At 65.3% G+C, this 20,582-nt stretch carries 23 protein-coding genes; 10 read left to right on the top strand and 13 right to left on the bottom strand.

Annotated features, from left to right (window positions below):
- Positions 1-56: 56 nt before the first annotated feature.
- On the bottom strand, positions 57-1,019 hold the full coding sequence (gene ubiA, locus MUB52_RS04815; protein WP_263843061.1) for a 4-hydroxybenzoate octaprenyltransferase: 963 nt from the start codon (positions 1,017-1,019) through the stop codon (positions 57-59).
- A 24-nt stretch (positions 1,020-1,043) separates the two neighbouring features.
- Here ubiA and MUB52_RS04810 point away from each other — a divergent pair, with 24 nt between their 5' ends.
- The 4 genes from MUB52_RS04810 (at position 1,044) to MUB52_RS04795 (ending at position 4,581) form a co-directional block, all read left to right on the top strand.
- Positions 1,044-1,763: a 16S rRNA (uracil(1498)-N(3))-methyltransferase gene (locus tag MUB52_RS04810; protein WP_263843060.1), complete on the top strand. Its 720-nt coding sequence runs from the start codon at positions 1,044-1,046 to the stop codon at positions 1,761-1,763.
- Positions 1,760-2,617, top strand: coding sequence for a GNAT family N-acetyltransferase (locus MUB52_RS04805; protein ID WP_263843059.1), 858 nt, complete (start codon positions 1,760-1,762; stop codon positions 2,615-2,617). The genes MUB52_RS04810 and MUB52_RS04805 overlap by 4 nt, the downstream gene beginning before the upstream one ends.
- Positions 2,614-3,144: a hypothetical protein gene (locus MUB52_RS04800; RefSeq protein ID WP_263843058.1), complete on the top strand. Its 531-nt coding sequence runs from the start codon at positions 2,614-2,616 to the stop codon at positions 3,142-3,144. The genes MUB52_RS04805 and MUB52_RS04800 overlap by 4 nt, the downstream gene beginning before the upstream one ends.
- Positions 3,145-3,210: 66 nt before the next feature.
- Complete coding sequence (locus MUB52_RS04795) at positions 3,211-4,581, top strand: glutamate--cysteine ligase (RefSeq protein ID WP_263843057.1); 1,371 nt, start codon at positions 3,211-3,213, stop codon at positions 4,579-4,581.
- 56 nt (positions 4,582-4,637) lie between these two features.
- Here the strand turns inward: MUB52_RS04795 and MUB52_RS04790 are convergent, their stop codons facing one another.
- The 8 genes from MUB52_RS04790 to MUB52_RS04755 form a co-directional block, all read right to left on the bottom strand.
- Positions 4,638-5,246 (bottom strand): DNA-3-methyladenine glycosylase I, encoded by a 609-nt coding sequence (locus MUB52_RS04790; RefSeq protein ID WP_263843056.1) that lies wholly within the window; start codon positions 5,244-5,246, stop codon positions 4,638-4,640.
- Positions 5,247-5,288: 42 nt separating this feature from the next.
- Complete coding sequence (locus tag MUB52_RS04785; protein WP_263843055.1) at positions 5,289-6,470, bottom strand: hypothetical protein; 1,182 nt, start codon at positions 6,468-6,470, stop codon at positions 5,289-5,291.
- A gap of 401 nt (positions 6,471-6,871) precedes the next feature.
- Positions 6,872-7,531, bottom strand: coding sequence for a DUF2461 domain-containing protein (locus MUB52_RS04780; RefSeq protein WP_263843054.1), 660 nt, complete (start codon positions 7,529-7,531; stop codon positions 6,872-6,874).
- A gap of 11 nt (positions 7,532-7,542) precedes the next feature.
- Entirely contained in the window at positions 7,543-7,887 is a 345-nt protein-coding gene (locus MUB52_RS04775; RefSeq protein WP_263843053.1) for a TfoX/Sxy family protein, read from the bottom strand.
- The gene (locus tag MUB52_RS04770) at positions 7,887-8,288 is read right to left on the bottom strand and encodes an MAPEG family protein (protein ID WP_263843052.1); all 402 of its coding nucleotides are present in this window, start codon (positions 8,286-8,288) and stop codon (positions 7,887-7,889) included. The genes MUB52_RS04775 and MUB52_RS04770 overlap by 1 nt, the downstream gene beginning before the upstream one ends.
- Before the next feature lie 16 nt (positions 8,289-8,304).
- Positions 8,305-8,691: a VOC family protein gene (locus MUB52_RS04765; protein ID WP_263843051.1), complete on the bottom strand. Its 387-nt coding sequence runs from the start codon at positions 8,689-8,691 to the stop codon at positions 8,305-8,307.
- A gap of 79 nt (positions 8,692-8,770) precedes the next feature.
- Positions 8,771-10,006, bottom strand: a complete 1,236-nt coding sequence (locus MUB52_RS04760; RefSeq protein ID WP_263843050.1) for an RNA polymerase sigma factor — start codon at positions 10,004-10,006, stop codon at positions 8,771-8,773.
- On the bottom strand, positions 10,003-10,377 hold the full coding sequence (locus MUB52_RS04755; RefSeq protein ID WP_263843049.1) for a YciI family protein: 375 nt from the start codon (positions 10,375-10,377) through the stop codon (positions 10,003-10,005). Before MUB52_RS04755 ends, MUB52_RS04760 begins: the two co-directional genes overlap by 4 nt.
- A 153-nt stretch (positions 10,378-10,530) precedes the next feature.
- On the opposite strand from MUB52_RS04755, the gene pqqA reads away from it, so the two are divergent.
- From pqqA to pqqE, 5 genes are read left to right on the top strand one after another with little or no spacing between them, the layout of a single operon-like run.
- On the top strand, positions 10,531-10,638 hold the full coding sequence (pqqA, locus tag MUB52_RS04750) for a pyrroloquinoline quinone precursor peptide PqqA (RefSeq protein WP_263843048.1): 108 nt from the start codon (positions 10,531-10,533) through the stop codon (positions 10,636-10,638).
- Between the two features lie 15 nt (positions 10,639-10,653).
- Positions 10,654-11,541, top strand: a complete 888-nt coding sequence (gene pqqB / locus MUB52_RS04745; RefSeq protein ID WP_263843047.1) for a pyrroloquinoline quinone biosynthesis protein PqqB — start codon at positions 10,654-10,656, stop codon at positions 11,539-11,541.
- Positions 11,538-12,281, top strand: coding sequence for a pyrroloquinoline-quinone synthase PqqC (gene pqqC, locus MUB52_RS04740; protein ID WP_263843046.1), 744 nt, complete (start codon positions 11,538-11,540; stop codon positions 12,279-12,281). The genes pqqB and pqqC overlap by 4 nt, the downstream gene beginning before the upstream one ends.
- Positions 12,281-12,559 carry a pyrroloquinoline quinone biosynthesis peptide chaperone PqqD gene (gene pqqD / locus MUB52_RS04735; protein WP_263843045.1) on the top strand — a complete coding sequence of 93 codons (279 nt, stop codon included), beginning with the start codon at positions 12,281-12,283 and terminating at the stop codon, positions 12,557-12,559. The genes pqqC and pqqD overlap by 1 nt, the downstream gene beginning before the upstream one ends.
- A complete protein-coding gene (pqqE, locus tag MUB52_RS04730) occupies positions 12,543-13,628 on the top strand; it encodes a pyrroloquinoline quinone biosynthesis protein PqqE (protein ID WP_263843044.1) in 1,086 nt (361 codons plus the stop codon). Before pqqD ends, pqqE begins: the two co-directional genes overlap by 17 nt.
- Before the next feature lie 226 nt (positions 13,629-13,854).
- Here pqqE and MUB52_RS04725 read toward each other — a convergent pair whose 3' ends face one another.
- From MUB52_RS04725 to MUB52_RS04710, 4 genes are all read right to left on the bottom strand, one after another.
- Positions 13,855-16,053: a hybrid sensor histidine kinase/response regulator gene (locus tag MUB52_RS04725; RefSeq protein WP_263843043.1), complete on the bottom strand. Its 2,199-nt coding sequence runs from the start codon at positions 16,051-16,053 to the stop codon at positions 13,855-13,857.
- Positions 16,054-16,056: 3 nt separating this feature from the next.
- The gene (locus MUB52_RS04720) at positions 16,057-17,232 is read right to left on the bottom strand and encodes an FIST N-terminal domain-containing protein (protein ID WP_263843042.1); all 1,176 of its coding nucleotides are present in this window, start codon (positions 17,230-17,232) and stop codon (positions 16,057-16,059) included.
- Positions 17,233-17,269: 37 nt separating this feature from the next.
- Positions 17,270-17,965, bottom strand: a complete 696-nt coding sequence (locus tag MUB52_RS04715) for a LuxR C-terminal-related transcriptional regulator (protein ID WP_263843041.1) — start codon at positions 17,963-17,965, stop codon at positions 17,270-17,272.
- A 105-nt stretch (positions 17,966-18,070) separates the two neighbouring features.
- The gene (locus MUB52_RS04710) at positions 18,071-19,837 is read right to left on the bottom strand and encodes a PQQ-dependent methanol/ethanol family dehydrogenase (RefSeq protein ID WP_263843040.1); all 1,767 of its coding nucleotides are present in this window, start codon (positions 19,835-19,837) and stop codon (positions 18,071-18,073) included.
- Between the two features lie 182 nt (positions 19,838-20,019).
- Between MUB52_RS04710 and MUB52_RS04705 the strand changes: the two genes are divergently transcribed.
- Positions 20,020-20,523 carry a hypothetical protein gene (locus tag MUB52_RS04705; protein WP_263843039.1) on the top strand — a complete coding sequence of 168 codons (504 nt, stop codon included), beginning with the start codon at positions 20,020-20,022 and terminating at the stop codon, positions 20,521-20,523.
- The last annotated feature ends 59 nt before the right edge of the window (positions 20,524-20,582 follow it).

The raw sequence follows: 20,582 nt of genomic DNA, 5'->3' as shown, positions 1-20,582 counted from the left end.
ATCCGATCATCAGTTGCGACTGTCTTGGTGATACTCCCCACTGCGGAGGGGTTCAATCACACCAGCAGCGCTGCACCGAAAAAGAGCAGCGGGATCGCGCCGGTATCCCGGTTGGCGCGAAAGAGACGCAGGAGTTTCGCGTTATCGTCGATGTCGAGCCCGCGCAGCTGCCACGCCATGTGCCAGCCCATGGCCCAGGGGCCCGCAAGCGCCAGCACCATCGCCAGCACGGAGGCGTCCGGCAGGGCGGCCCCGATCACCGCGAGCCCCATGAGCCCAACGGTCACCATGAGGAACCGGCGCAGCCAGGCGCTTGTCTTGTCACCGAAGAGCCGGGCCGTGGATTTGATGCCGATGAGCGCGTCGTCTTCAGTGTCCTGATGCGCGTAGATCGTATCGTAGAAGAGCGTCCAGGCGATCCCCGCGAGGTAGAGCAGCACCGCGGGCGCATGCAGGCCGCCGGAATGCGCGGCCCAGGCGAGCAGCGCACCCCAGTTGAAGGCGAGACCGAGGAAGACCTGCGGCCACCATGTGAACCTCTTGGCGAAAGGGTAGATGGCCACAGGCAGCAGGGCGAGCACGCCGAGAGCGATGGCGGCCATGTCGAAAGTCAAAAGGATGCAGAAAGCCAGCAGCGATTGCGCGCACATCCAGATCACGGCACCCCGCACGGTGACCTGACCGGCGGGGATGGGGCGCGAGCGCGTGCGCTCGACCGCGCCGTCGAAGTCGCGGTCGGTGATGTCATTCCAGGTGCAGCCCGCGCCGCGCATCAGCCAGGCGCCGATCGCACAGCCCACGGCAATCCAGAGATCGTACAGCGAGGCGCGCTGGTCGTGCAGCATCGCCAGCGCCAGCCCCCACCAGCAGGGCAGCAGCAAAAGCCAGGTGCCGATGGGCCGATCCGCGCGGCTGAGCCGCAGGTAGGGGCGCGACCAGGCGGGGGCGAGGGTATCGACCCAGTTGCCCGTGACCGCGTCCGCGACAGCGCCATCTGGTGCAGGCTGCGGCTTTTGCATATGTCTCTCCCCATGGATCAGACCGTGACGGCAAAGATCAGGCTTTTTGTAGAGCATGCGTTGGGCGCGGGGCAATCGGTTCCGGTGTCGCGGGAGCAAGCGCATTACCTTTTCGGGGTGATGCGGCTGGGCGCAGGCGCGCAGATCCTTGTCTTTGACGGGCAGTCGGGCGAGTGGCTGGCCGAGGTCGCCGAGGCCGGCAAACGCGGCGGCGTGCTAAGCGTGCTGAGCCAGACGCGGGCGCTGCAGATGCCGCCCGACCTTTGGCTGATGTTCGCGCCAGTGAAGAAGGCGCGGACGGATTTCATCGTTGAAAAAGCGGTGGAGATGGGCGCTGCGCGGATCCTACCGGTGCAAACCGAATTCACGAATACGGGGCGTGTTCAGCGTGCGCGGCTGCAGGCCCATGCGGTGGAGGCGGCAGAGCAATGTGGCGCGACCTATGTGCCCCAGGTGGCCGAGATGCAGCGGCTCGACCGTGTGCTGGGCGCCTGGGACGCCGACCGTCAGATCATGTTCTGCGACGAGGCGCAGGCGGCCTCAAAGCCCACCTTACCTGCCGTTTGCGCGCCTTGGGCGATCCTGATCGGGCCGGAGGGCGGCTTTGCGGAAGGAGAGCGCGGCCGGCTGCGGCGCATGGCGCAGGCGCATCCTGTCTCGCTCGGGCCGCGCATCCTGCGCGCGGAGACGGCGGCGGTGGCGGCGCTGGCGCTTTGGCAGCAGTCGCTGGGGGATTGGGTGTGATCCGGGTTGCCGGGCCAGAGGATGCGGCGGCGCTTGACGCCTTCCTGCGGCCTCATGCGGCCACGTCGATGTTTTTGCGCGGCAATCTGGCGGCGCACGGGATTGGCGTGTCGGACCATACCAATGCGACGACGTTTTATCTGGACGAAGAGCCTGGTCAGATTACGGCTGTCGTCGGCTGCACAAATGGCGGGTTCCTGATGTGTCAGGCGCCGGGGGCGGCGTCGGGGTTCTGGATGGCCTGTGCAGAGGCGTTGCAGGGGCGTAGGCTGATCGGCATGACGGGCGTGCCGGAGCAGATTGCCGCCCTGGCCGCGGCTCTGGGGTTCGGGGCGGCCGACTTCCGGGTGCAGGATGTAGAGCCGCTTTATGCTCTGTCATTGGCGGACCTGCCGGATCTCCGGGTGCCGGATCTGTCGCTGCGCCGGCCACGGCCGGAGGAGGCGGGGTGGCTGGCCGGGTGGTTTGACGGCTATCACCGGGAGACCGGTATGGGCATGCTCGACGGGGTCGATGGGGCGATTGCCGCACAAAGGTTTATCGACAAGGCGGATGCCCGGGTTATGGAGATCGGGCGCGAGGTTTGTGCGATGTCGGCGCTGAACGCACGCACCACGGATATGGTGCAGGTGGGCGGCGTTTACGTGCCGCCCGAGCATCGCGGGCGGGGCCATGGTGGACGGATTGTGGCGCTGTACCTGGCGGAGATGCGTGCAGAGGGTATCCGTGAAGCGATCCTCTTTGCCGCAAGCCCCATTGCGGCCCACGCCTACGAGGCCATCGGTTTCCGACGCATCGGGTCATATCAGATCGCGCTCTTGGAGGAGCCGGTCGTGGTGGGAGCCGCAGCATGACGTCGTTCCTTCGACCGGAGCTTCTGGCGCAGCTGAAGCGCTGGCGCGAGGTGCTGTTGGGTGGCGCGATGCTGGTTCTGGGGCTCTGGTGGCTGATTGGTCCGGGACGCCTGCTGGTGCTGCCCGGCACGGCGCTGGTGCTGGTGGGCGCGGCTCTGATCTGGCTCGGCGTGCAGCGCGCGCGCTTTCGCAGTGCCGGGCAGGGACCTGGTGCCGTCAGCATCGACGAAGGGCAGATCACCTACTTCGGGCCGCTGACGGGCGGCTCCGTCGCGTTGCGTGAAATGCGCAGGCTGTCGCTCGACAAGGCACAGTATCCCGCGCATTGGCGCCTCAATCAGCCCGGGCAGGCGGACGTGCTGATCCCCGTGAACGCAGAGGGCGCCGAGGCGCTGTTCGACGCTTTCGCCACCCTGCCGGGGCTGCATACGGAGCGGATGCTGCACGCGTTGCAGAGCAGCGAGCGGCAGATGATCGTGATCTGGCAGCGCGATACGGACGCGCCGGCAGCCGTTCGTCTGCATTGACACCTTGGGCATTTCGGCCCATCCCTGACCTTCCAGACTACGCCACGACCGAACGGAGCCTCCCCCATGTCCATCCCTCAATCCGGCGGCGGGCCGATCACGTCTCATGACCAGTTGGCGCAATATCTGGCGGACGGCTGCAAGCCCAAGGACCAGTGGCGGATCGGGACGGAGCATGAGAAGTTCGGTTATTGCAAGGACACGCTGAAACCCTTGCCCTATGAAGGGGATCGCTCAATCCGCGTCATGCTCGAGGGCCTGCGCGACGCGCACGGCTGGTCCCCGGTTGAGGAGGGCGGCACGCTCATCGGGTTGGAAAAGGACGGCGCGAATATCTCGCTCGAACCCGGTGGCCAGCTCGAGCTCAGCGGCGGCCCGCTGGAGACCATCCACGAGACTTGTGACGAGGTGAACACCCACCTGCGCGAAGTGCAGGACGTGGCGGATCGCATTGGTGCGGGCTTCATCGGGCTGGGCGCGGCGCCGGTCTGGACCCATGAAGACATGGATCTGATGCCCAAGGGCCGCTACAAGCTGATGAACGACTACATGGCCCGCGTGGGCACCATGGGGCGTGTGATGATGCGGCGGACCTGCACGGTGCAGGTGAACCTCGATTTCGGCTCGGAAGTGGATATGGTGCAGAAGATGCGCGTGGCGCTGGCGCTGCAACCGCTGGCCACCGCGCTCTTTGCCAACTCTCCGTTCTTCGAAGGGCGCCCGAACGGGCACAAGTCCTGGCGCAGCGTGGCCTGGCGCAACCTCGATGCGGCGCGGACGGGCATGCTGCCCTTCGTCTTCGAAGACGGGTTCGGGTTCGAACGCTGGGTCGACTACGCGCTCGATGTGCCGATGTACTTTGTCTATCGCGACGGCCAGTATGTGGATGCGCTGGGGATGTCCTTTCGGGATTTCCTGAAGGGTGAGCTGCCAGCGTTGCCCGGCGAGATCCCGACGCTCAGCGACTGGGCCGACCACCTGACCACGGCCTTCCCGGAGGCTCGGATGAAGCGCTTCATCGAGATGCGCGGGGCCGACGGGGGCCCCTGGCGAAGGCTCTGCGCGCTGCCGGCCTTCTGGGTGGGGCTGATGTATGACCAGACGGCGCTGGATGCGGCCTGGGACCTCGTGAAAGCCTGGGACATGGGCACGCGCGATCTGATGCGGGTGGCGGCCTCGGTAGATGGGCTGCAAGCCGAGGTGCATGGCATCCGGATGCACGATATCGCGCGCGAGGCGCTCAAGATCAGCGAGGCCGGGCTCAAGGCACGCGCCAAGGCGGGGGCGGGCGGCATGGTGCCGGACGAGACGCACTTCCTCAATGCGCTGACCGAGAGCGTGGAGAGCGGCAAGGTCCCCGCCGATGAACTGCTGGAGCGCTACGAGGGGGGCTGGGGCGGCGATCTCAGCCAGATCTACGCCGAGTACTCCTATTAAGGCGAGATGTTTCAGCTGGACGCGACCAGAATTGCGATTGGTTGCTGCTTTTCGTCTCAGGTCGGGCGCGCGAACCGGCGCCGGGCCTCGTCCGCCGCAGCACGCAACTCACAGCTCAAGGCGTGGTCGTTGATCAGCCCCATCGCCTGCATGAAGGCGAACATCGTCGTCGGGCCCACGAACCGCCAGCCGAGACGCTTGAGCGCCATTGAGAGACGGATCGAACTGGGGCTCTGGGATTGGGTCTGGGGCCGGCCGAGCTCCTCAGGCGGTGGTTCGTAGCGCCAGAAGAAGGTCGCCAGAGAACCTTCGGCCTCCACCATCTCGACCGCGCGGGCGGCGTTGTTGATCACCGCCTCGATCTTGCCGCGATGCCGGACAATCCTCGCATCCCCAAGCAGCCGCGCGACGTCCTGCGCGCCGTATCGGGCAACTTCATGAAAATCGAACCCGTCGAAGGCAGCCCGGAAGGCAGGGCGCTTGTTGAGTATGGTGCGCCAACTCAGTCCGGACTGGAAGGATTCCAGGCAGATCTTCTCGAACAGCCGGATGTCATCGGCAACCGGAAATCCCCATTCGTGGTCGTGATAGTCGAGAAATTCCGGGGCGCTCCCGGCCCAGCGGCAGCGCGCATGGCCGTCGGGACCCGTAAAGGTTTCGGACATCGGCCTCTCCCGTCAAAAGCGCGGTGCGCAGGTGGCTCCAGTTCAGTCGCTGCGCAGCTTGTCGCGCAGGCGGTCGAACAGATAGGTCCCGCTGCGGCGTCCGGCAATCTCTTCGGCCAAGGCGCTTTTCGGCACGCCGGCGAACCAGACTTCGATCAGGCCCAGCGGGCCGCGCTGCTCTGCGCTGAAATCGCGGGCCTCTATCCCCAGGCTCTTGCCAAGGGCACCCGCAGCGGCGGCGTCTTCGGCGTTGTAGAAGCGGATATGCGCCGTCGATACCGCGAAATCGACGCGCTGGAGGTTCGCGACCGACAGTCCGGTATCGTCCAGCTGGGCGAGGCTGGCGTTCAGGCGCCCCTCTGGCACCGCATCTGGCGCGTAGACGCGCAGATCGAGGACCGAGAGATCGGTGCCGCCCGCGGCCAGCTTGTCGGCCAGTGTCCACTCCGCACCAGGCAGCGGGTCAGGTGGTGTCACCGGCAACGCTGGAGGGTCGGCTGGGGTCTCAGCGGCAGCGAAGGCCTGCAGCGGCAGCCAGGCCACGAGGGACAGCGGCTCTTCGGCGGGTGAGTTCGGCTGAGCCTGCACGTCTGCAAAGAGAGGCTGCGCTTTGGCCAAGGGCGGTGTTTTGGCCGGGGGCGGGGGGTCTACCGCTGCGGGCAGGGCGACCTGGGTCACTGGCGGTGTGGCCGGGACCGGTGCGGGGTCGGGCGGGGCCGGCGTGACCACGGGGGCGGGCTCAACGTCCATCGCGACCCTCTCGTCGGGTGCGGGGGGGTCCGGCTGTGGCGTGGCGGTTTCGATGATAGGCGGCGGGGGCCGCAGCGCGCCGATGCCCAACAGGGTACCAAGACCCAGTGCGAGGCCGAAGCCGAGGCTGGCAAAGCAGGCCATGGCCACAAGTATCGTGCGGCCGGGTCGCATCAGGACGCCGCGGCGCACATCGCTCTCCGGTGCTGCGACAGTGTGTTCGTCCGCTGTTCCTGAGATGCCGTTCGCCTCTGCATCCTCCGCCGTGTCCGGAGGGGGCGCTACAATGGCCTCCACCTCGCTGGTCCGGGTGGTCTTGGCTTGAAGGTGGCGGGCCAAGGCCCGCTCGCGTTGCGCCCGCGCAGCCGTCAGCCGCTCTTCCCAATTCGGAACGGCGTAGAGGTCTTTGACCGTCGGTTTTTCACCCTGCGCCCCTTGAGGATCGCCGGAGTGATCGCTGTTTTTCTCTAACATGTTATGCGCCCCCCCCGGGCGAACAGTTAATGAAACGCAGACATCCCCGCGGCACTGAAGGGGATCGACCCAAGGAAATCAAACCAAAAAAACCTTCTGCGTTTTTAAGAGCTTGAGTGGATCTTTCCTACAACACCCCCCGTTTTTCCGCGTGGCGGAGGTTGGCAGCTTGCCACTTTGCCGGACGACTTCCCCGCGCATGACGGCGTCGTGCAGCTGGGTTGAAAGGACGGAGCCCGTTGATTGTTAACCCTTTTTTAACCTTTTGCGCTGTCCGCGGTGGTGTGGAAGATATGGCGCATCCGTGCGTCTTCGACCGGTTGTCCCCCCGGCAAAGGTCCTGCGATATGTCCCTTCCCGTATGGTTTGGCGGAGCCGCCGGGCTTGGACCGCGCAGCAGGTCAGGTGAGGTGCCGCAGGATATCGAAGACGGGATGCAACCGCTCGAGCGCCTGAGTCGTGCGCTTCACAAGACCTGGCGCGGTCACGAAGCGGGTGTCCGGCAGATCGATCCAGGCGGCGAACCCCTTGCGCCGCAACACCTCCGAATGGGGATGCGCCGCGTCGAAGCCGGGTGGGACACGTTTCAACTCGGGTGGGCTGACCCGCACCCCCTTACCCGCGAGCCGTGCCGTCAGGTCGATCAGCTGGGCACCGGCTGTGCCACTCACCCGCGCGCGGAAGGCCGCAAGCCCGGGTTTGTCGAATTGAAACACCCCGCAGCCGAGCGAGAGCTTTTCGGTGTTCAGCCCGAAGAACCACATCGGGGTGTTGGCCGTGGCCGGTTGCGGCGCGAAGGACAGATGCAGATGAGTGTTGTAGGGGGTCTTGTCCTTGGAGAACCGGATGTCGCGGTTGATACGGTAAATCTTGGGCAGATGTGGCGCGCCAGTCAGCGCTTCGAGGGCCGCGCTCATCGCGACGCCAAAATGCTTGGCCGGATCCCTGATTTCAGCCTCGTAGACCGGCTTGTTGGCCTGAAACCAGTCGCGCCGGTTGTTGGCCTTGAGGTCGCGCAGAAAGGTGAGGGCGGCGGGCGAGAAGTGATCGAATGCGGTCATATGCTCGCCTTTCAGGATTTCGGCGGCAATGCGGCCACGAACTGTAGGGCGCGGCGCAGCCAGTGTTGCAAGACGGGATCGGGGCAGTCGTCATTGTCCACGAGGATGTATCCGCCCATCTTGCGCGTGCCCTGCATGAGCGGCCGGACGATTGGGTCGCGCAGCGCCTCTGCCGCCTGCGCCTTGCCGATGCGAAACATGAAGCGGCGCGCGCCTTCGTTTTCCCGCCGTGCGCCGCTGAGCATGTGGCCGTTCAACAGGAAGATGGTGCCGCCCATCATGCGCTTTTCGGTGATCCCTGCATGCCCTGCCAGAGCGCGGCGCATGCGGTCGGCCAGGGCCGCGTCCTGCGGCATTAGACCAGCCCCGCCATGCGCAGCAGGATCGCCACCGAGAGGGCGAGGATCGTGAGTGTGGTCATTAAGGTCCCGATGAGGCGCGCGGGGCCGTTCGGATTGTGGCGAAACCCGATGTAGTGAATGAGCCGCGCGGCCATCAGCACAAGGCCGCAGGTGATCAACAGCCAGGGTGCTGCGCCTGCCATCTCGGCGCCCGCCAGTGCCAGAAGGGCCAAGGGGACGTATTCGATGAAGTTGCCATGCGCGCGGATGCGCCGCAGCAGGTCCTCGTCGTCGCCCGCGAGCATCATGATGCCCGTCTTCGCCCGGCGCAGACCCACCGCAATGGCCATGGGCAGGCTCATCAGCGCGAGCAGGGCGATAAAGACCAGCGTATAGGTCGGTGCATGTTCCATCATTGACGTCTCCCTGGGCTCAGCCTGCCATGCTTTCATAGGTGATCAGTGCAAAGCGTGCACCCTGCGGATCGGTCAGGCTCGCCATCCGTCCCACGCCCGGCATGTCCATCGGCGCTGTGACCACGCTGGCACCCATGGCTTCCGCAGTTGCCACGCTGGCGTCCACATCAGCGACGGTAAAGTAGATGGTCCAGCTGCCGCGCTCCTCCGGCATCGGGGAGAAGCCGCCGATGGCCGTCTCACCCACGGCGGCGGCGGAGTAGCTGGAGCCGTCCTGCATCGGCATGTCGTTGATCGTCCAGCCGAGCACCTCGGCGTAAAAGGCCTTGGCGGCGGTCTGGTCGGGGCCTGCGTGGCCGATCCAGCCCGCGTTGCCGATTGTTGTCATTTCGAGAAGGCTCATGGGTTTGCTCCTTGTTGTGCGCGTCCTCATGCGTAAGGACAGCCCAAGGACGCCTGCGATGGCTGCGATCCGACAGCCATCAGAGATTTTTCTTCAACGCGGCGATTTTTTCATCGAGCAGGCGGCGTTCGGGCGCGGTGGGCCCAAGGGCGCGGGCGCGCCTGTAGGCAGCCAGCGCGGTCTCCGGGTGACCGGTGTCTTCCAGAAACGCGGCCCGCATGGTGTGGAACCAGCGGTAGCCATCGAGCTCGGGCGCAAGCGTCTGCATTTCGGCGAGTGCATGCGCGGGACCCTTGGTGCGGGCCTGTACGGCAATGAGGTTGAGGCGCACGACCGGCGAGGGTTGCAGCGCGTGAAGGGCGGCGTAATGCGCCTCGATCAGGGGCCAGTCGGTGGCGTCAGACGAGGGCGCGCGGGCGTGTTCGGCGGCGATAGCGGCCTGGATAAGATACGGCCCCTGGTGCCCGATGCGCCGGGCCTTGTCGAAGAAGGCCTGCGCTTCATTCATCTCCGCGCGCGACCAGAGGCTGCGGGCCTGGTCTTCGAAGGCAATGGGCTGGCCCTTGTCATCGACGCGTGCGTGACGGCGGGCGTGCTGGAAGAGCAGGAGGGCCAGCAAGGCCATCTGCTCGCCCATACCGGGGAAGAGCTCTGCCAGAAGCCGCGCGATGCGGATCGCCTCCTCGCAGAGCCGCGGGCGCATCTGGGTCTCCGTCTCGGACGCCGACCAACCGTCATTGAACATCAGATAGACCATAACCGAAACCTCGGCCAAGCGCCGCCCGCGCTCCTGCGGGCTGGGGGTCTCGAACGGGACGGGGTTGTCCGCGATACGTTTCTTGGCGCGGGTGATCCGCTGTTCCATCGTCTTGGCTTTAACCAGGAAACCGCGGGCGATCTCGGCGACCGAGAGGCCGGCGACGACGCGCAGGGCCAGTGCGATCTGGTCGCGCCGCTCCAGCGCAGGGTGGCAGCAGATGAAGAGCAGCCGCAGCACATCGTCCCGCAGCGCGTCGGGGTCGGGCAGAGGAGCGGCGGTCTCTTCCATCACGGTCTGGTTCTCGGCGAGGATGCGGGACCGGCGCTGCTGCTTGCGCAGCACGTCTAGCCCGCTGCGCCGGGCGGTGGTAAGCAGCCAGGCGAGCGGATCGTGCGGCTTGCCGCGCGCGGGCCAGTGTGTCAGCGCCTTCAGGCAGGCCTCGGCAAAGGCCTCCTCCGCCACCTCAACCGACCCGAAGTAGCGCGTGAGGGCCGCCATGGCGCGGGGTCGCTGCTGCGCGAAGCTTGCCGCCAGCCAGTCGGACGGGGCGCTCATCCCTCTGTCGAGATCACCCCACCGGCCCAGGAGATGGGGCGCACCTCCAGCCGGGCGATAGGCGACGAGATCATGCGGGCGTAGTCCAGCGCCTCGTCGAGGTCGCGGAACTCGGCCGCGTAAAAGCCCAGGAAGCTCTCCTTGGTTTCGGCAAAGGGGCCATCGACGATGAGCGGCGTGGCGTCGGGTGCCGAGGCGGGCGAGATCGTCACGGCCGTGGAGGGCGGCATCAGCTTGACGCTGATGTAGTCGCCCCGCGCGCCCAGCCGCTCCTGCAGGCTTCGGTGACCGGCCATGACCTCGTCCTGCCGGGACTGGGGCAGTTGCTCGAACAGCCCCGCCTCGCCGTAAATGGTGATCGCATACATCATCTGGAGACCTCCGTGCTGGTGATGATGATGCGAGGACGCGCGGGCCAATGCAAATCCGACAGGACGCTCGCGGGCCACTACACCTAAAGTATGATTTGCGCCTGGCTTCCGCACCGCTAACATCAGCGAGGTACACAGAGGAGGAGTCCACCTATGGCTTGGAGCAAACCCGTCGCCCGCGAGATCAAATGCGGCATGGAAATCAACATGTACGGTCCCGGTGAGGACGACGAGCGCGGCGGCGAGCGCGACGTTATCTAGAGGCACAGCCATTTCATGCACCTGATTGTTCTCGGGGCCGGCGCCGGTGGGGGCCTGCCCCAATGGAACTGCGGTTGCCGGAATTGCAAGGATGCACGTGACGGGACGATTGCGTCGATGACGCAGTCGTCCGTTGCTGTTTCGGCGAATGGGTCGGACTGGGCGGTACTTAATGCCTCGCCCGATATCCGTGCGCAGGTTCAGCGGGTCCGACAGATGCACCCCGGCGCGCTGCGGGGCACGCCGATTGCCTCGGTGGTTCTGACCAATGGCGACATCGACCATATCGCGGGCCTGCTGACACTGCGCGAGAAGACGCCGTTCACCACCTATGCGACGGCCTCGGGGCTGGAGATCCTCGAGAGCAACTCGGTCTTCAACGTGCTGGATGCGGAGCTGGTCGCGCGGCACCGGATCGAGCTGGAAGCGCCCTTCGAGGCGGCGCCGGGCCTCAGGACTACGGCGTTTTCGGTGCCGGGGAAGGTCGCGCTGTTTCTCGAAGGGGACACGCTGAACCTCGAAGAGGCGGGCGAGCAGACGGTGGGTCTGATCCTTGAAACGGAGGCGGCGCGGGCGATCTATATCCCCGGCTGCGCGAAGGTGCCGGACTGGCTGCTGGAGCGGTTGGAGGGCGCTGATTTGCTGCTCTTCGACGGGACGGTGTGGAACAATGACGACATGCAGCAGACCGGCACCGGGGAGAAGACGGGCGCGCGGATGGGGCATCTGCCGTTGAACGGTGCCGAGGGCAGTCTAAAGCGGTTGGCGGGTGTTGAGGGGCGCAAGGTCTATATCCATATTAACAACACCAACCCGATCCTGCAGCCCGAGAGCCCCGAGCGCGCCGAGGTTGAAGCACGCGGCTGGGAGATTGCCTACGACGGGATGGAGATCATGTTATGACTATACATGCCCCGAGCCGAGAAACCTTCGAGGCGCGCCTGCGCCAGATCGGAGATGCGCGCTATCACGACAAGCATCCGTTCCATCAGCTGCTGCATTCGGGCGGCTGCACCCCCGATCAGGTGCGGGCCTGGGTGATCAACCGGTACTACTACCAGACGCGCATCCCGATGAAGGACGCGGCCTTCATGTCGCGGGTCACGGACCCGAACCTGCGGCGCATCTGGCGCAGCCGGATCGAGGATCATGATGGCACGGAGCCCGGGACCGGGGGCATCGCGCGCTGGCTGAAGCTGGCGGAAGGCGTGGGGCTGGACCCGGACTATGTGGCCTCGGAGGTGGGTATTCTGCCAGCGACGCGCTTTGCGGTGGATGCCTACGTGCGCTTTGTGCGCGACGAGCCGCTGTTGCCGGCGGTGGCCTCCTCGCTCACGGAGCTCTTTGCGCCGAAGATCCATTCGGAGCGCATCGCGGGGCTGTTCGAGCATTACGACTTCGCCAATGCCGAAACGATGTCTTATTTCCAGAACCGGCTGAAGGAAGCGCCGAAGGACGTGGCCTTCGGGCTCAAGTGGGTGCTCGATCATGCGGTGACGCAGGCGGATCAGGATGCGGCAGCCCGCGCGCTGACCTTCAAGACAGAGGTTCTCTGGGCGCAGCTTGATGCGCTCTACTCCGCCTATGTGGAGCCCGGGCGCATTCCGCCCGGCGGCTGGCAGCCCGGCGAAGGTCTGCTGTGATGCAGGCCGAGGATGTCCCCCTGTTGCCGCGCGGCGTGCGCTGCCACTTCGACACCGTGCGGAAGGTGGATGTGCTGCTGGGGCCGGAGCGGGTGCTGATGCTCGACCAGATCGGTCTCGCGATTTTGCAGCGGACGGACGGCGAGGCCTCGATCGCGCAGATTTCCGACGATCTGGCGCAGACCTATGAGGCGGAGCGCGAGGTAATCGAGCCCGATGTGATCGCCTATTTGCAGGATCTGCGGGAGAGGGGGTTCGTGCATGTGCGCAGCGCCTAACCCTCCCATGGCGATGCTGGCCGAGCTCACGCACCGCTGTCCGCTCGCCTGTCCCTACTGCTCGAACCCCACGGAGTTGGCGGCAAAGGAGACGGAGCTCTCGACCGAGACCTGGGCGGATGTGTTCCGGCAGGCGGCTGATCTCGGCGTGCTGCAGTTGCATCTCTCGGGGGGCGAACCGGCGTCCCGCTCGGACCTTGTGGAGCTGGTGATCGCGGCGCGGGAGGCGGGGCTTTACACCAACCTCATCACCTCTGGCATCGGTCTCAATGAGCGGCGGTTGCGGGCGCTGGATGACGCCGGGCTCGACCATGTTCAGCTGTCGCTGCAAGGTATCACCGCCGAGATGGCGGACCGGATCGGTGGCTACACCGGCGGGTTCAAGCGCAAGATGCATGTGGCCGAGCTGATCGATCAGATCGGCTTTCCCCTGACGCTGAACGCGGTGATGCACCGGGAAAACCTCGATGATCTGCCCGCGACCATCGAGATGGCGCTGCGGCTCAACGCGCGGCGGATCGAGATCGCCTGTGTGCAGTTCCAGGGCTGGGCGTTGACCAACCGCGCCGCCCTGCAGCCGCGCGCCGAGCAGGTGGTTGAGGCCAAGCGAACGGTGGCGGAGGCCGTGGAGCGGCTGCGCGGGCAGCTGGTGATCGACTTCGTGCCGCCGGACTACTATTCGGATTATCCCAAAGCCTGTATGAACGGCTGGGGGTCCACCGGGCTGAACGTCTCGCCCGATGGCACGGTGTTGCCGTGCCACGCCGCGGCGATCATCCCGGGGCTGGAGTTCGACCAGGTGCAGGCGCGGCCTCTCCGCGATATCTGGTACGACGGTCCGGCCTTCAACGCCTTTCGCGGCACCGACTGGATGCCGGAACTCTGTCAGGGGTGCGAGCGGCGGGATATCGACTTCGGCGGTTGCCGCTGTCAGGCGATGGCGATCCTGGGTGATGCAACAGCCCCCGACCCGGTGTGTCGCAAATCGCCTGGGCGGGCGACCCTCGATGCGCTGCTCGCGGAAGACCGCCAAGGCGTTGAGGCGCCTGAGTACGTCTATCGACGATAGATTGCCGACTCGGGTGCCTCCGTTCACTTCTCCGCGAGAGCAGCGGCCCGGAAATCCGATCACAGCATCAAACCTTGCGCCGGTCCGGCACCGCCGGCCAGCCCCCGAGCCTCCCTGCGGGAGGGGGCTTCTTCCCCACCCAGGGTCGGGGGCCGGCCTCTGGCCTTCCGTAGGATCCTCTTGGATTCACGGAACGCCACTCCCTCCGGTCCGCTAGGGGAGCCAGTCAGGTGGCGCGCGGCACGGACGTCAGAAAATCGGCCAATACAGCGCGGGAGAGCGGCTTGTGCGCGAGCCCGACATTCAGCACGGCACAGCGCTCGGCCAGCTCTCGCGAGCGGTCAGCGGAGATGATCGTGATCGGCAGATCGCCGTAACGTTGGCGCAGATGCAGGACCAGATCGGTCCCGCGCAGGCCGTCGCCCAACTGATAGTCGAGGACGAAGCAATCCGGCACCACCCCAAGCTCTTCGTAAAGCTCCAATGCCTCCTCGGCGCTGGGGCTTTGCAGCACATCCGATCCGAGCGCCTCGATGGTAAGCGAGATCGAGTTGCGCAGAGCGGCATCATTTTCCACCAACCCGATCAGACGCCCCTGTGTCGACTGGCTCGCGGCGGGTGACGGCGCAGGGGTCTGTCCTGCGGCGACGCCACGGGACGCCCTCAGCCCCACGGAGAAGCAGCTGCCGCGCCCCAACTCGGACCACAGCGTCAGTTCGTGATCGAGCATCTTGCAGGCGCGGTCGACAATGGCGAGGCCGAGGCCGAGGCCGACCTGATCGCCGCGCGCCTTCTTGAGCTGCCGGAACTCCTGGAAAATCACGCTCTGGTCTTCGGCGGAGATACCGGGGCCCTGGTCGCAAATGTCGATCCGCACGGACCCTGCCATCTGCCGGACGCCCACGAGGATCTTGCGCCCGGTCGTGTAGCGGATCGCATTGCTCACGATATTCTGCAGAATACGGTAGAGGTAGGATTGGTCGCTGCGCACCTTCGCCGAGGTCGGCACAAAGCGCAGGTCGAGCCCGCGGGCCGATGCCAGCGGTGCGAACTCGTTGTAGAGCGTCGTGAAGACCCGGTTGAGATCCACCGACGTGACATCATAGGTCGCGAGCCCGAGATCCAGCTTGGAGATGTCGAGCAGTGCGGTGATGATCGCTTCGGCACTTTCAAGCGCCGAGGTGGTCTTGCGCACCAGCTCGCGGTCGGGGTCGCCGCTCACCCGGTCTTCGAGCACGGAGGTGTAGAGCTTGGCTGCCGACATCGGTTGCAGCAAATCATGCGAGGCAGCGGCGACGAAACGTGTCTTGGAGGCATTCGCCCGCTTGGCCGCTTCCAGCGCCTTGCCGAGCTCGATCGTGCGTTCGGAGACCCGCTTTTCCAGCGTCTCGTTGAGTTCGCGCAAGGCGCTGGAGGTCTGACGCTCCCGCGTGATGTCGGTGAAGCTGATCACGAAGCCGCGGTCTGGCATCTCCTGCATGAAGACGTCGAAAATGGCATCGTCGTCGCGCAGCACCTCGAAGCTCAACGGGTCACGGCCGGCGCTTTTGCGCGCCCACGCGCTGAGATCGGCCTTCTGCATCCGGTCGGAATAGGTGAAGAGGTCCTCCAGCCGCTCCAGCAACTCCTCGAAGTCGCCTCCGCGGAAGGTCGGCCCGATGCGCCGGCGCAGGAGATCCTCCATCCGCCGGTTCCAGCCGACCAGTCGGCGGTGGTGGTCGAAAATGCAGATACCCTGCTTGATGTGGTCGAGCGTGGCGCGCAGCATCAGCGCCTGCTTGTGCACCAGCTTGTCGCGCTCCTGCCGTTCCAGCCGCATGATCTCGGTCACATCCGTCTGCAGGATCACGGTGCCGCGGGTGTCGGTGCGGTGCTCGCTGACCTGCATCCAGCGGTTGCCCGTGAGCCGGATGTTGAACACCACGTGATCCTTGCGGTGCAGTTCCATCCTGGTTTCGCGCCAGCTTTCGGGGCTTTCGTCGGCGGCCCAGTCCCGGTCGGTGCTGGTGCTGATCAGGGTGATGTAGTCATCGAAGGCCAGCCCCGTGCTGAGCTGGCCGCGCACATCGCGCAGCGCCTCGCAGAAGCGGCTGTTGTAGAGCACCAGCCGGTCGCTCTGGTCGAAGAGTGCAAAGCCCTCATCGATGGTTTCAATGGCGTCGGCGAGATTGGCGCGGGCGTCCTCCGCCTCCTGCCGGGCAAGGGCAAAGCGGGCGTTCGATTCGTGCAGCAGATCGAGCGTGCGTTCCAGGTCGACCGTGCGCTGGCGGACCTGTTCTTCCAGCATCGCGGCGCGTTCGAACTGCGCATAGGCGAGCCCGGTCTGGTCCGGGCTCTGCTCGACCTTGCGCATGAGCGCCTCGGCGATCTGCATCAGCTTCTCGTTCTGCCGCTCGAGGCTGTCGGAGGGGTTGACGAGGTCCATGGCTCAGCGATCGGGGTTGACCAGCATGACCCCGGTCATCGTGTGGTTCACATGCAAGGGCCCGATCTGTTCGCCATAGGTGGAAAAGCCCACGACCCGGTTGCGGGCCATGATCTCGGAGAGATCGCGGGTGGCCTGGGTCTGCTCGGCTTCTATCCGGCGCAGCACGCAGTCGCAGGCGAAGATGTCCACATCCTCGCGGCCCGCCTTGATCTTGGAGAGCTCCTGGTCGAGATGTTGCGCAATCCCCTGAGGCTCGGCCACGTTGAGCACCATGCCTTCGTCGATGGCGGCGAAGAACACCAGCTCACCCGCCTCGTTCACCCGCTGGATTGCGCGCACATGGTGCGTGTCGCCCAGACGCACCACCACAGGATTGGCCGAGAAGGTGAACTCGTCCAGCTGATCGGGATCCTTGTTCACGATCCGCGCGTATTCGCGGGCCGCGGGTTCGGCGTTGATCTCCTTGACGATGCGGCGTTCCGGGTCGGCCTTCGTCACGATCATGCGCCGTCCGGTGGGCTCCAGATGGTTGAGGCTGAAAACACGGGTCTCGCAGGCGGTGCGCACGAAGGTCACCAATGCGCTGCCCGTACTGAGCTGATCGCCATGGGCGAGCCAGGTGGTCTCGAACCGTGTGCCGTCGCCGGAGGAGCCGCCGAAGACCGGCCAGGAGCCCATCGCCGGCGCGACTGTCGCGGCGAGCGCATCTTCGCGGAGCGACAGGCCATCCACCAGAATGAAGCCGAACCCGTTGGGCTTGTCCGCGTGCTGATCCGCCAATGCGGTGCGCGCCTGCACCAGCCGGTCGATCAGGCTTTGCGGATCGAGCGTTTCCAGATCGTCGATCCGGACCGTTTCAGTGGCGAAGTGGCGTGCGGGCAGCCCGATCACCACCGAAACGCCATCCTCGGCATAGCCGTTCCAGCCGATCTGTCCGGCGGTTGTACAGCCTGTCAGAGCGGTCCCCGGAAAGGTCTTTGCCGCGGCGGAGGAGATACGCTCCAGATCGTCGCGGTTCGGGCTGAACACGAAGAGCTGCGCCCAGGTGTCGTGGGCGAGCCGATCCTTCAAGCAACGTGCCGGATTGGTCTCCGCCGCCGAGATATGGACCGTTGCCAACAATCGTTTCGAAACCGCGTCCGACGCGGCTATGCTTTGCGCACCTTCCATTTTCATTGGGTCTTGCCTCCCGCTAAGGAGGATAGGCGCAAGCCTAGCTCTCAGGCAAGATGGAGTTGAACCGCGCGCGTTGCGAGACCAGAACCGCTTGCGTGCGGCTGTGCACACCGAGCTTGCGCATGATTGCCGTGACATGCGCCTTCACCGTGGTTTCGGCAATCGAGAGATCAAACGCGATCTGCTTGTTCAGCTTGCCTTCGCAGATGAGTTGCAGGATGCGGGATTGCTGTGCTGTCAGGTCCGACAGCCGCGTGACCGCATCGCTCACCGCGTCCTCTTCGGGCGCGCTGAAGCTCTCGGGTTGGTAGGTCTGGCCGTCGGCAATGGCGTTGATCGCCTCTTCCAGCTTGGCGCGCGGGCTGTGTTTCGGCACGAAGCCGGCCGCACCGGCGGCGAGCACCGACGACACCATGCGCGCGTCATCCATCGAAGAGACGACCAGCACCGGGGCCGCACCTGCTGCGCGCGCGATCTCGATCACGCCGTCGACACCCGCCACATCGGGCAGGTTCAGATCAAGCGCCACCAGCCGGGGCTGTGGTTCATCCGCGAGGAGCGCGCGCGCGCGCTCCAGCGTGTCGGCGGTTTTGACGTTCACGCCGGGCATGACGCTGCGCAGTGTGAGCTCCAGCGCGTCGCAAAAGAGCGGGTGGTCGTCTACAACGAGGATCCAGCCTGTCTCTGCCGCCTGCGCCCAGTCTCGGGATGTCTTGAGAATATCCGTCGTCATACCTTCACCCTACTGTATTCTTCATACCAGAAAACCATCCAAAGGTCTCATGTGAAAAGGGCGCCCCGCGCGGGACGCCCTATGTCATTCGCCGTCATCCGCGGCTCAGTTCGCGCTGGCCAGCTGTTCGGGCAGGCGGAAGGTCCAGAGCATGCCGCCCTGATTGAGGTAGTTGACCTTCTTGGCCACCTCGCCGCCCCAGAGCGGCACAGCCCCGCCCCAGCCGGAGATCACGGTCACATATTGCTCGCCGTCCTGTTCCCAGGTGATCGGCTGACCAACGATGCCCGAGCCGGTCTGGAAGGACCAGAGCACTTCGCCGGTTTCGTCATCGAAGGCCATCAGATGACCCTCGGGCGTGCCGGTGAAGACCAGGCCACCCGCAGTCGCCATCACGCCGCCCCAGAGCGGGGCCTCGTTCTTGAACTCCCACTTGATCTCGCCGGTGTCGGGGTCGATCGCTTTCAGGGAGCCGATGTGGTCCTGGTAGTTGGGCTTGATGGTGAAGCCCGAGCCCAGATAGGCGGCACCCTTCTTGTAGGTGATGGGCTCGTTCCAGATGTCCATGCCCCATTCGTTCGAGGGCACATAGAAGTTGCCGGTGCGCTGGCTGAAGGCCATCGGCATCCAGTTCTTGCCGCCCAGGAAGCCGGGCGAGGAGAACACGACCTCGCCTTTCTTGCCATCGGCCGAGGCCGCGGGATCACCGGGGCGGTTGTCCTCTGCGAAGATCGGGCGGCCGGTCTCGTCGATGCCTTCCGCCCAGGTGATGTCCTTGACGAAGGGCACCGCACTGACGAAAGCGCCGTCTTCGCGGTTCAGCACGTAGAAGAAGCCGTTGCGGTCGGCGGTGGCCCAGCGTTTCTCGCCCGCGCGGTCGGTGTAGGCAACCACTTCGTTCACGCCGTCATAGTCCCAGCCTTCACGGGGCGTGGTCTGGTAGTGCCATTTGATTTCGCCCGTGGCCGGGTCGATGCCGAGGCGGCTGGCGGCATAGAGGTTGTCACCCATGCCATCGTCGGAGGGCGCGCCCGCGCCGCGCAGGTGGCTGTTCCAGGGCGCCGGGTTACCGGTGCCGAAGACCAGCGTGTCGGTCTCGATATCGTATGAGCCGCCGAGCCAGGTGGCCCCGCCGCCGGTCTTCCACATGTCACCGGGCCAGGTGGCGTTGAGTTCGCCCGTCATGGTTGATTCTTCGCCGTTGAGCGTGCCCATGTGGCCTTCGATCACGGGGCGCGTCCAGACCGTCTCGCCGGTCATGGCGTCTCGGGCCTGCACTTCGCCGACGATGCCGAATTCGCCGCCCGAATTGCCGGTGATCACCAGCCCGTTCACGATCAGCGGCGCGGCGGTGTAGCTGTACCCCGCCTTGTAGTCGGCGATTTTCTTGCGCCAGACCACGTCGCCGGTGTCCTTGTTCAGCGCAACGATGCGGGCGTCCAGCGTGCCGAAGATGACCATGTCGCCATAGATCGCAGCCCCCCGGTTGACCACGTCGCAGCAGGGCAGGATGCCTTCGGGCAGGCGCGCGTCGTACTGCCAGATCTCCTGGCCCGTCTTCACGTCGATGGCATACATCCGGCTGTAGGAACCGGTGATATACATCACGCCATCATGCACCAGCGGCTGTGTCTCCTGCCCGCGCTGCTTTTCGCCGCCCAAGGAGAAGGCCCAGGCGGGCACGAGGTTTTTCACATTGTCCTTGTTGAGGATGTCCAGCGGCGAGTAGCGCTGGAGGTGACGTCCCATGCCGTTGGTCAGCACGTCCCCGGTGGACGCCTGATCGTTGGCGAGCATCTCTTCTGTGACTTCTGCATGTGCCGCGGTGCCTGCCAGCAGGCAGATGACGGCGGCTTTGATAAACCTGTTCATCGGTTTCCTCCCAATCGTCGGTATGAGGCTGCGCACCTTTCCTCATGGCACGGGACAACCTGCGAGCAGTATCGGAGGAACGGCAGACAATCTAAATTGGCCAAAGGTCGTATGCGCCCCGGCTTGCCCCAAACAGGCGCTGTGGCCCAGCATGCAGCGACGGGAGGGAGGGAGGGTGCGACATGGCGCTTTGTCCGGGGCTGTGTGGTGCGGCTGAGCTGGACAGGGCGATCGTCTATCTGAAAGAGGCCGATGGCACCCGGATCGAGACCGCGACGCTGGCCGGGCCAGCGGAGAGTTATCTCGTGGTGCTGAACGACGCGGTCTTCTCCGATCATTTCTTGTCCATGTGGCCATTTCGGTGCATCGAGAGCGCGGAGAAGACCTGGTGCCATGTGCCCTATCCTTATGATGTTCAAGGGGGTATCTCCGAAGACCTAACCGATCTTGAATATGATTTCCTGTTCGTCTGGAACGGCAAGGCCAACTACGGGATCGATATGTGGAACGGGGTCTTCTCCCGGCTGGAAGCAGGCGGCGCAGGTCTCGTTGGGCGCATGCAGGAGATGAACATGAACCTTCTCGCTGTACCGCCCACGGCGGGTGAACTGCGCCCCATCCGGGAGGTCGATCTGGCGGAGGCCGACCCGGACAGCCATTGGCTGCCGAGAATGGTCATTCGCTGAGCATGGGAGCTATCGCGCGCTGAACGCCTGTCCCGAGGCCTCCGACTGCTCCCCCGGCG

Source organism: Roseobacter sinensis (genome assembly GCF_025755255.1).
In the GTDB taxonomy this organism is placed as follows: Bacteria; Pseudomonadota; Alphaproteobacteria; order Rhodobacterales; family Rhodobacteraceae; genus Roseobacter; species Roseobacter sinensis.
The sequence above is the reverse complement of the archived record's forward strand: the minus strand, read 5'-3'. Positions and strand labels throughout refer to the sequence as shown.

Excerpts from the sequence above, each read along its gene's own strand:
- ubiA (WP_263843061.1), bottom strand. The coding sequence starts at position 1,019 with ATGCAAAAGCCGCAGCCTGCACCAGATGGCGCTGTCGCGGACGCGGTC.
- MUB52_RS04800 (WP_263843058.1), top strand. The coding sequence starts at position 2,614 with ATGACGTCGTTCCTTCGACCGGAGCTTCTGGCGCAGCTGAAGCGCTGG.
- MUB52_RS04795 (WP_263843057.1), top strand. The coding sequence starts at position 3,211 with ATGTCCATCCCTCAATCCGGCGGCGGGCCGATCACGTCTCATGACCAG.
- MUB52_RS04790 (WP_263843056.1), bottom strand. The coding sequence starts at position 5,246 with ATGTCCGAAACCTTTACGGGTCCCGACGGCCATGCGCGCTGCCGCTGG.
- MUB52_RS04785 (WP_263843055.1), bottom strand. The coding sequence starts at position 6,470 with ATGTTAGAGAAAAACAGCGATCACTCCGGCGATCCTCAAGGGGCGCAG.
- MUB52_RS04780 (WP_263843054.1), bottom strand. The coding sequence starts at position 7,531 with ATGACCGCATTCGATCACTTCTCGCCCGCCGCCCTCACCTTTCTGCGC.
- MUB52_RS04775 (WP_263843053.1), bottom strand. The coding sequence starts at position 7,887 with ATGCCGCAGGACGCGGCCCTGGCCGACCGCATGCGCCGCGCTCTGGCA.
- MUB52_RS04770 (WP_263843052.1), bottom strand. The coding sequence starts at position 8,288 with ATGATGGAACATGCACCGACCTATACGCTGGTCTTTATCGCCCTGCTC.
- MUB52_RS04765 (WP_263843051.1), bottom strand. The coding sequence starts at position 8,691 with ATGAGCCTTCTCGAAATGACAACAATCGGCAACGCGGGCTGGATCGGC.
- MUB52_RS04760 (WP_263843050.1), bottom strand. The coding sequence starts at position 10,006 with ATGAGCGCCCCGTCCGACTGGCTGGCGGCAAGCTTCGCGCAGCAGCGA.
- MUB52_RS04755 (WP_263843049.1), bottom strand. The coding sequence starts at position 10,377 with ATGATGTATGCGATCACCATTTACGGCGAGGCGGGGCTGTTCGAGCAA.
- pqqA (WP_263843048.1), top strand. The coding sequence starts at position 10,531 with ATGGCTTGGAGCAAACCCGTCGCCCGCGAGATCAAATGCGGCATGGAA.
- pqqB (WP_263843047.1), top strand. The coding sequence starts at position 10,654 with ATGCACCTGATTGTTCTCGGGGCCGGCGCCGGTGGGGGCCTGCCCCAA.
- pqqC (WP_263843046.1), top strand. The coding sequence starts at position 11,538 with ATGACTATACATGCCCCGAGCCGAGAAACCTTCGAGGCGCGCCTGCGC.
- pqqD (WP_263843045.1), top strand. The coding sequence starts at position 12,281 with ATGCAGGCCGAGGATGTCCCCCTGTTGCCGCGCGGCGTGCGCTGCCAC.
- pqqE (WP_263843044.1), top strand. The coding sequence starts at position 12,543 with ATGTGCGCAGCGCCTAACCCTCCCATGGCGATGCTGGCCGAGCTCACG.
- MUB52_RS04725 (WP_263843043.1), bottom strand. The coding sequence starts at position 16,053 with ATGGACCTCGTCAACCCCTCCGACAGCCTCGAGCGGCAGAACGAGAAG.
- MUB52_RS04720 (WP_263843042.1), bottom strand. The coding sequence starts at position 17,232 with ATGAAAATGGAAGGTGCGCAAAGCATAGCCGCGTCGGACGCGGTTTCG.
- MUB52_RS04715 (WP_263843041.1), bottom strand. The coding sequence starts at position 17,965 with ATGACGACGGATATTCTCAAGACATCCCGAGACTGGGCGCAGGCGGCA.
- MUB52_RS04710 (WP_263843040.1), bottom strand. The coding sequence starts at position 19,837 with ATGAACAGGTTTATCAAAGCCGCCGTCATCTGCCTGCTGGCAGGCACC.
- MUB52_RS04705 (WP_263843039.1), top strand. The coding sequence starts at position 20,020 with ATGGCGCTTTGTCCGGGGCTGTGTGGTGCGGCTGAGCTGGACAGGGCG.